At 66.8% G+C, this 6,811-nt stretch carries 14 protein-coding genes and 1 pseudogene; all 15 read left to right on the top strand.

Annotated elements, in window-relative coordinates:
* Positions 1-107, top strand: a pseudogene (gene rplC / locus UW392_RS28140) (50S ribosomal protein L3); the annotation flags it as partial.
* Positions 108-115: 8 nt separating this feature from the next.
* On the top strand, positions 116-766 hold the full coding sequence (gene rplD, locus UW392_RS28135; RefSeq protein WP_320777927.1) for a 50S ribosomal protein L4: 651 nt from the start codon (positions 116-118) through the stop codon (positions 764-766).
* Entirely contained in the window at positions 766-1,185 is a 420-nt protein-coding gene (rplW, locus tag UW392_RS28130) for a 50S ribosomal protein L23 (RefSeq protein ID WP_320777926.1), read from the top strand. The genes rplD and rplW overlap by 1 nt, the downstream gene beginning before the upstream one ends.
* A gap of 40 nt (positions 1,186-1,225) precedes the next feature.
* The gene (gene rplB / locus UW392_RS28125; RefSeq protein ID WP_149825919.1) at positions 1,226-2,062 is read left to right on the top strand and encodes a 50S ribosomal protein L2; all 837 of its coding nucleotides are present in this window, start codon (positions 1,226-1,228) and stop codon (positions 2,060-2,062) included.
* 12 nt (positions 2,063-2,074) lie between these two features.
* Entirely contained in the window at positions 2,075-2,356 is a 282-nt protein-coding gene (gene rpsS / locus UW392_RS28120; RefSeq protein WP_007384069.1) for a 30S ribosomal protein S19, read from the top strand.
* Positions 2,357-2,400: 44 nt separating this feature from the next.
* Positions 2,401-2,748, top strand: a complete 348-nt coding sequence (gene rplV, locus UW392_RS28115) for a 50S ribosomal protein L22 (RefSeq protein WP_003974262.1) — start codon at positions 2,401-2,403, stop codon at positions 2,746-2,748.
* Positions 2,748-3,587: a 30S ribosomal protein S3 gene (gene rpsC / locus UW392_RS28110; protein ID WP_030567260.1), complete on the top strand. Its 840-nt coding sequence runs from the start codon at positions 2,748-2,750 to the stop codon at positions 3,585-3,587. The genes rplV and rpsC overlap by 1 nt, the downstream gene beginning before the upstream one ends.
* A 5-nt stretch (positions 3,588-3,592) precedes the next feature.
* Positions 3,593-4,012: a 50S ribosomal protein L16 gene (gene rplP / locus UW392_RS28105; protein ID WP_255954215.1), complete on the top strand. Its 420-nt coding sequence runs from the start codon at positions 3,593-3,595 to the stop codon at positions 4,010-4,012.
* Positions 4,012-4,236, top strand: coding sequence for a 50S ribosomal protein L29 (gene rpmC, locus UW392_RS28100; protein WP_320777925.1), 225 nt, complete (start codon positions 4,012-4,014; stop codon positions 4,234-4,236). The genes rplP and rpmC overlap by 1 nt, the downstream gene beginning before the upstream one ends.
* Complete coding sequence (rpsQ, locus tag UW392_RS28095) at positions 4,233-4,520, top strand: 30S ribosomal protein S17 (protein ID WP_320777924.1); 288 nt, start codon at positions 4,233-4,235, stop codon at positions 4,518-4,520. Before rpmC ends, rpsQ begins: the two co-directional genes overlap by 4 nt.
* A gap of 193 nt (positions 4,521-4,713) precedes the next feature.
* A complete protein-coding gene (gene rplN / locus UW392_RS28090; protein ID WP_003974257.1) occupies positions 4,714-5,082 on the top strand; it encodes a 50S ribosomal protein L14 in 369 nt (122 codons plus the stop codon).
* 2 nt (positions 5,083-5,084) lie between these two features.
* The gene (rplX, locus tag UW392_RS28085) at positions 5,085-5,408 is read left to right on the top strand and encodes a 50S ribosomal protein L24 (RefSeq protein ID WP_320777923.1); all 324 of its coding nucleotides are present in this window, start codon (positions 5,085-5,087) and stop codon (positions 5,406-5,408) included.
* A complete protein-coding gene (gene rplE / locus UW392_RS28080; protein ID WP_007384074.1) occupies positions 5,408-5,965 on the top strand; it encodes a 50S ribosomal protein L5 in 558 nt (185 codons plus the stop codon). Before rplX ends, rplE begins: the two co-directional genes overlap by 1 nt.
* 5 nt (positions 5,966-5,970) lie before the next feature.
* Positions 5,971-6,156, top strand: coding sequence for a type Z 30S ribosomal protein S14 (locus tag UW392_RS28075; RefSeq protein ID WP_004571834.1), 186 nt, complete (start codon positions 5,971-5,973; stop codon positions 6,154-6,156).
* Positions 6,157-6,368: 212 nt separating this feature from the next.
* Positions 6,369-6,767, top strand: coding sequence for a 30S ribosomal protein S8 (rpsH, locus tag UW392_RS28070; protein WP_320777922.1), 399 nt, complete (start codon positions 6,369-6,371; stop codon positions 6,765-6,767).
* The last annotated feature ends 44 nt before the right edge of the window (positions 6,768-6,811 follow it).

The following is a 6,811-nucleotide window of genomic DNA, read 5'->3' as shown; positions in this document are numbered from 1 at the left end:
CCGTCCACGCCGTTGACGCGGAGAAGGGTCTGCTGCTCATCAAGGGCGCGGTTCCCGGTCCGAACGGCGGCCTCGTCCTGGTCCGCACCGCGGCCAAGGGGGCCTGAGGTAACCGATGAGCACTGTTGACATCCTTTCGCCGGCAGGCGACAAGGCCGGTACCGTCGAGCTCCCCGCGGAGATCTTCGACGCCAAGGTCAGCGTTCCGCTGATCCACCAGGTCGTCGTCGCGCAGCTGGCCGCTGCCCGCCAGGGCACGCACAAGACGAAGACCCGCGGCGAGGTCCGTGGCGGTGGCAAGAAGCCGTACCGCCAGAAGGGCACCGGTCGCGCCCGTCAGGGTTCGACCCGCGCGCCGCAGTTCGCCGGTGGTGGCGTCGTGCACGGTCCCGTGCCGCGTGACTACTCGCAGCGGACCCCGAAGAAGATGAAGGCCGCCGCCCTGCGCGGTGCCCTCACCGACCGGGCCCGCCACAGCCGCATCCACGTCGTCTCCGGCGTGGTCGAGGGCGAGGTCTCCACCAAGGCCGCCAAGACGCTGTTCGGCAAGATCTCGGAGCGCAAGAACCTGCTCCTGGTCGCCGAGCGCTCCGACGAGGCCGCGTGGCTGTCCGCCCGCAACCTGCCCCAGATCCACATTCTGGAGCCGGGCCAGCTGAACACGTACGACGTTCTCGTCTCGGACGACGTGGTCTTCACCCAGGCCGCTTACGAGTCCTTCGTGTCTGGCCCCAAGGCCGCTGACACCGAAGGGAGCGAAGCCTGATGGCCACGCGTCACCCGAGCATCGCCTCGAAGGCGGCCAAGGCCGCCAAGGCCGCGCGCGTCGCCAAGGCGCGCCGCCACGCCACCGAGGGCAAGAACACCGTCGTCACCCCGGCGAGCAAGGCGTACACGGACCCCCGTGACGTCCTGATCAAGCCGGTCGTGTCCGAGAAGAGCTACGCGCTCCTCGACGAGGGCAAGTACACGTTCATCGTGGACCCGAAGGCCAACAAGACCCAGATCAAGCAGGCCGTCCAGGCGGTCTTCTCGGTCAAGGTCACCGGGGTCAACACGATCAACCGCCAGGGCAAGCGCAAGCGGACCCGCACGGGCTTCGGCAAGCGTGCCGACAGCAAGCGCGCGATCGTGACCCTTGCCGAGGGCGACCGTATCGACATCTTCGGCGGTCCGACCGCCTGAGGGCGGTCTGGATCGTCCGATATCGGACGAGGACTGAGAAATGGGAATCCGCAAGTACAAGCCGACTACGCCGGGCCGTCGCGGCTCCAGCGTCGCCGACTTCGTCGAGGTCACGCGGTCCACGCCGGAGAAGTCGCTGGTCCGCCCCCTGCACAGCAAGGGTGGCCGTAACAACTCGGGTCGTGTGACCGTCCGCCACCAGGGCGGTGGCCACAAGCGCGCCTACCGCGTGATCGACTTCCGTCGTCACGACAAGGACGGCGTGCCGGCGAAGGTCGCTCACATCGAGTACGACCCCAACCGCACCGCGCGCATCGCGCTGCTGCACTACGCCGACGGCGAGAAGCGCTACATCCTCGCCCCGCGCAACCTGCAGCAGGGTGACCGCGTGGAGAACGGCCCCGGGGCCGACATCAAGCCGGGCAACAACCTGGCGCTCCGCAACATCCCGGTCGGTACCACGATCCACGCGATCGAGCTCCGTCCGGGCGGCGGCGCCAAGTTCGCCCGCTCCGCCGGTGCCTCCGTGCAGCTGCTCGCGAAGGAGGGCGCCTACGCCCACCTGCGCATGCCCTCCGGTGAGATTCGCCTGGTCGACGTGCGCTGCCGCGCCACCGTCGGCGAGGTCGGCAACGCCGAGCAGTCGAACATCAACTGGGGCAAGGCCGGCCGCAAGCGCTGGCTGGGCGTCCGCCCGACCGTCCGCGGTGTGGCGATGAACCCGGTTGACCACCCGCACGGTGGTGGTGAGGGCAAGACCTCCGGTGGTCGTCACCCGGTCTCGCCGTGGGGTCAGAAGGAGGGTCGTACGCGTTCGCCGAAGAAGGCTTCGAACAAGTACATCGTCCGCCGCCGCAAGACGAACAAGAAGCGCTAGGAGCGGGTTTAGATGCCGCGCAGTCTCAAGAAGGGGCCCTTCGTCGACGACCACCTGATCAAGAAGGTGGACGCCCAGAACGAAGCCGGTTCCAAGAACGTCATCAAGACCTGGTCCCGCCGCTCGATGATCGTCCCGGCCATGCTCGGCCACACGATCGCGGTGCACAACGGCAAGACCCACATCCCGGTGTTTGTCACCGAGTCGATGGTCGGCCACAAGCTCGGCGAGTTCTCGCCGACGCGCACCTTCCGGGGTCACGTCAAGGACGACCGGAAGTCGAAGCGCCGCTAACCAGCGGGGTGTGAATGACCATGACAGACACTGAAGGGACAACCATGGAAGCCAGGGCCCAGGCGCGGTACATCCGCGTCACGCCCATGAAGGCCCGCCGCGTGGTGGACCTCATCCGTGGCATGGATGCCACGGAGGCTCAGGCGGTCCTGCGTTTCGCCCCGCAGGCCGCGAGCGTGCCGGTGGGCAAGGTGCTGGACAGCGCCATTGCCAACGCCGCGCACAACTACGACCACACCGACGCCGACAGCCTCTTCATCTCCGAGGCGTACGTCGACGAGGGCCCGACCCTGAAGCGGTTCCGGCCGCGTGCCCAGGGCCGCGCCTACCGGATCCGCAAGCGGACCAGCCACATCACCGTGGTCGTCAGCAGCAAGGAAGGAACCCGGTAATGGGCCAGAAGGTTAACCCGCATGGGTTCCGGCTCGGTGTCACGACCGACTTCAAGTCGCGTTGGTACGCCGACAAGCTGTACAAGGACTACGTCAAGGAAGACGTCGCCATCCGTCGGATGATGACGTCCGGCATGGAGCGCGCCGGTATCTCGAAGGTGGAGATCGAGCGCACCCGTGACCGTGTGCGGGTGGACATCCACACCGCGCGTCCCGGCATCGTCATCGGCCGCCGTGGCGCCGAGGCCGACCGCATCCGCGGTGACCTCGAGAAGCTCACGGGCAAGCAGGTCCAGCTGAACATCCTCGAGGTCAAGAACCCCGAGACGGATGCTCAGCTCGTGGCCCAGGCCGTCGCCGAGCAGCTCTCCTCCCGCGTCTCCTTCCGTCGGGCCATGCGCAAGAGCATGCAGTCCGCCATGAAGGCCGGCGCCAAGGGCATCAAGATCCAGTGCGGTGGCCGCCTCGGTGGCGCCGAGATGTCCCGCTCGGAGTTCTACCGCGAGGGCCGTGTGCCCCTGCACACGCTCCGCGCGAACGTGGACTACGGCTTCTTCGAGGCCAAGACGACCTTCGGCCGCATCGGCGTGAAGGTCTGGATCTACAAGGGCGACGTCAAGAACATCGCCGAGGTCCGCGCCGAGAACGCCGCTGCCCGCGCCGGCAACCGCCCGGCCCGTGGTGGCAACGACCGCCCGGCCCGTGGTGGCCGCGGTGGCGAGCGTGGCGGGCGCGGTCGCAAGCCGCAGCAGCAGTCGGCTCCGGCCGCCGAGGCCCCCAAGGCCGAGGCGCCCGCCGCTGCCGCTCCGGCTGCTGAGAGCACCGGAACGGAGGCCTGACCGAAATGCTGATCCCCCGTAGGGTCAAGCACCGCAAGCAGCACCACCCCAAGCGCAGTGGTATGGCCAAGGGTGGAACGCAGGTTGCGTTCGGCGAGTACGGCATCCAGGCGCTGACCCCGGCGTACGTCACGAACCGCCAGATCGAAGCGGCTCGTATCGCCATGACCCGCCACATCAAGCGTGGCGGCAAGGTCTGGATCAACATCTACCCGGACCGGCCGCTGACCAAGAAGCCCGCCGAGACCCGCATGGGTTCCGGTAAGGGTTCGCCGGAGTGGTGGATCGCGAACGTCAAGCCCGGTCGGGTGATGTTCGAGCTGTCCTACCCGAACGAGAAGATCGCGCGCGAGGCCCTGACCCGTGCGGCCCACAAGCTGCCGATGAAGTGCAAGATCGTCAAGCGCGAGGCAGGTGAAGCGTGATGTCGACCGGTACCAAGGCGTCGGAGCTGCGCGAGCTGGGCAACGAGGAGCTTCTCGAGAAGCTCCGCGAGGCCAAGGAAGAGCTGTTCAACCTCCGCTTCCAGGCGGCGACCGGACAGCTTGAGAACCACGGCCGTCTCAAGGCGGTCCGCAAGGACATCGCGCGGATCTACACCCTGATGCGCGAGCGCGAGCTGGGCATCGAGACGGTGGAGAACGCATGAGCGAGAACAACGTGACTGAGAAGACCGAGGCCGCCCGCGGCTTCCGCAAGACCCGCGAGGGTCTCGTCGTCAGCGACAAGATGGACAAGACCGTCGTCGTCGCCGTCGAGGACCGCGTGAAGCACGCGCTGTACGGCAAGGTCATCCGCCGTACGAACAAGCTGAAGGCGCACGACGAGCAGAACGCCGCGGGTGTCGGCGACCGCGTCCTCCTCATGGAGACCCGGCCGCTGTCCGCGACCAAGCGCTGGCGCGTCGTCGAGATCCTCGAGAAGGCGAAGTAAGAAGCGGGGGCGCAAGCCCCCGCTGACCCCGCCGGGCCGGCCGCACCCACGGGCCGCGGCCCCCGGCGCGGGTTACCGCCTCCAGAGGTGAAAGTAATTCCTGCGGGGCATCCCCCGCAGGAGAGTTCCGCCAGGCTCGCAGGTTCGCCCCGCAAGGGCACTGCGGGAACCGGCAGACGATCAGGAGATAGACGTGATCCAGCAGGAGTCGCGACTGCGCGTCGCCGACAACACGGGTGCGAAGGAAATTCTCACCATCCGTGTGCTCGGTGGCTCCGGTCGCCGCTACGCGGGCATCGGTGACGTCATCGTCGCCACCGTCAAGGACGCGATCCCCGGTGGCAACGTGAAGAAGGGTGACGTCGTCAAGGCGGTCATCGTTCGCACCGTCAAGGAGCGCCGCCGTCCGGACGGCTCGTACATCCGCTTCGACGAGAACGCCGCCGTCATTCTGAAGAACGACGGCGACCCTCGCGGCACCCGTATCTTCGGCCCGGTCGGCCGTGAGCTGCGCGAGAAGAAGTTCATGAAGATCATCTCGCTCGCGCCGGAGGTGCTGTAAGCATGAAGATCAAGAAGGGCGACCTGGTCCAGGTCATCACCGGTAAGGACAAGGGCAAGCAGGGCAAGGTCATCGCGGCCTTCCCCCGCGAGGACCGTGTCCTGGTCGAGGGTGTCAACCGGGTCAAGAAGCACACCAAGGCCGGTCCGACCGCTCGCGGTTCGCAGGCCGGCGGCATCGTGACGACCGAGGCCCCGATCCACGTGAGCAACGTCCAGCTCGTCGTGGAGAAGGACGGCAACAAGGTCGTCACCCGTGTCGGTTACCGCTTCGACGACAACGGCAACAAGATCCGCGTTGCCAAGCGGACGGGTGAGGACATCTGATGGCGACCACCACCACTCCGCGTCTGAAGACGAAGTACCGCGAGGAGATCGCGGGCAAGCTGCGTGACGAGTTCAAGTACGAGAACGTCATGCAGATCCCCGGCCTCGTGAAGATCGTGGTCAACATGGGTGTGGGCGACGCCGCCCGCGACTCCAAGCTGATCGACGGCGCTATCCGCGACCTCACCACGATCACCGGCCAGAAGCCGGCCGTCACCAAGGCCCGCAAGTCCATCGCGCAGTTCAAGCTGCGTGAGGGCCAGCCGATCGGTGCCCACGTCACGCTCCGTGGCGACCGCATGTGGGAGTTCCTGGACCGCACCCTGTCGCTCGCGCTGCCGCGCATCCGCGACTTCCGTGGTCTGTCCCCCAAGCAGTTCGACGGCCGTGGCAACTACACCTTCGGTCTCACCGAGCAGGTCATGTTCCACGAGATCGACCAGGACAAGATCGACCGTACCCGGGGTATGGACATCACCGTGGTCACCACGGCGACCAACGACGCCGAGGGCCGTGCCCTCCTCCGTCACCTCGGCTTCCCCTTCAAGGAGGCGTGAGCGAGATGGCGAAGAAGGCTCTGATCGCGAAGGCTGCTCGTAAGCCGAAGTTCGCCGTGCGCGCGTACACCCGCTGCCAGCGGTGTGGCCGTCCGCACTCCGTGTACCGCAAGTTCGGCCTGTGCCGTGTGTGCCTTCGTGAGATGGCTCACCGCGGCGAGCTGCCGGGCGTGACCAAGAGCTCCTGGTAATTCCTGTAATTCAGGATTTCCCAGGCTCTCGGTAAGCATCTGGGTCGGCAGAGTGCCCAGCCCGCATGCCTTAGGCTTGTGGGGTTGGGCGCCTGCCGCGCCCGTACGACTTACTACGCCGTAGGTCCACCGCGCCGCACCCGTCCCGTCTCGGATCGGGGAGAGGGATGGCGCACCAGGAAACCCCGGCGAGAGAGGCCGAAGGCCAATTCATGACCATGACTGATCCGATCGCAGACATGCTTACGCGTCTGCGGAACGCGAACTCGGCGTACCACGACTCCGTGGTGATGCCCGCTTCCAAGATCAAGTCCCACATCGCGGAGATCCTCCAGCAGGAGGGCTTCATCACGGGCTGGAAGGTCGAGGACGCCGAGGTCGGCAAGAACCTCACCCTCGAGCTCAAGTTCGGCCCGAACCGTGAGCGCTCCATCGCGGGCATCAAGCGGATCTCCAAGCCCGGTCTCCGGGTGTACGCGAAGTCCACCAACCTGCCGAAGGTGCTGGGCGGCCTGGGCGTGGCGATCATCTCCACGTCGCACGGGCTCCTCACCGACAAGCAGGCCGGCAAGAAGGGCGTGGGTGGGGAAGTCCTCGCCTACGTCTGGTAGCAGAAGGGAACGGAGGAAACAGCTATGTCGCGCATCGGCAAGCT

It is taken from the genome of Streptomyces sp. CRN 30 (assembly GCF_034105845.1).
This window is presented reverse-complemented; position numbering and strand designations above follow the sequence as displayed.

Excerpts from the sequence above, each read along its gene's own strand:
- rplD (WP_320777927.1), top strand. The coding sequence starts at position 116 with ATGAGCACTGTTGACATCCTTTCGCCGGCAGGCGACAAGGCCGGTACC.
- rplW (WP_320777926.1), top strand. The coding sequence starts at position 766 with ATGGCCACGCGTCACCCGAGCATCGCCTCGAAGGCGGCCAAGGCCGCC.
- rplB (WP_149825919.1), top strand. The coding sequence starts at position 1,226 with ATGGGAATCCGCAAGTACAAGCCGACTACGCCGGGCCGTCGCGGCTCC.
- rpsS (WP_007384069.1), top strand. The coding sequence starts at position 2,075 with ATGCCGCGCAGTCTCAAGAAGGGGCCCTTCGTCGACGACCACCTGATC.
- rplV (WP_003974262.1), top strand. The coding sequence starts at position 2,401 with ATGGAAGCCAGGGCCCAGGCGCGGTACATCCGCGTCACGCCCATGAAG.
- rpsC (WP_030567260.1), top strand. The coding sequence starts at position 2,748 with ATGGGCCAGAAGGTTAACCCGCATGGGTTCCGGCTCGGTGTCACGACC.
- rplP (WP_255954215.1), top strand. The coding sequence starts at position 3,593 with ATGCTGATCCCCCGTAGGGTCAAGCACCGCAAGCAGCACCACCCCAAG.
- rpmC (WP_320777925.1), top strand. The coding sequence starts at position 4,012 with ATGTCGACCGGTACCAAGGCGTCGGAGCTGCGCGAGCTGGGCAACGAG.
- rpsQ (WP_320777924.1), top strand. The coding sequence starts at position 4,233 with ATGAGCGAGAACAACGTGACTGAGAAGACCGAGGCCGCCCGCGGCTTC.
- rplX (WP_320777923.1), top strand. The coding sequence starts at position 5,085 with ATGAAGATCAAGAAGGGCGACCTGGTCCAGGTCATCACCGGTAAGGAC.
- rplE (WP_007384074.1), top strand. The coding sequence starts at position 5,408 with ATGGCGACCACCACCACTCCGCGTCTGAAGACGAAGTACCGCGAGGAG.
- UW392_RS28075 (WP_004571834.1), top strand. The coding sequence starts at position 5,971 with ATGGCGAAGAAGGCTCTGATCGCGAAGGCTGCTCGTAAGCCGAAGTTC.
- rpsH (WP_320777922.1), top strand. The coding sequence starts at position 6,369 with ATGACCATGACTGATCCGATCGCAGACATGCTTACGCGTCTGCGGAAC.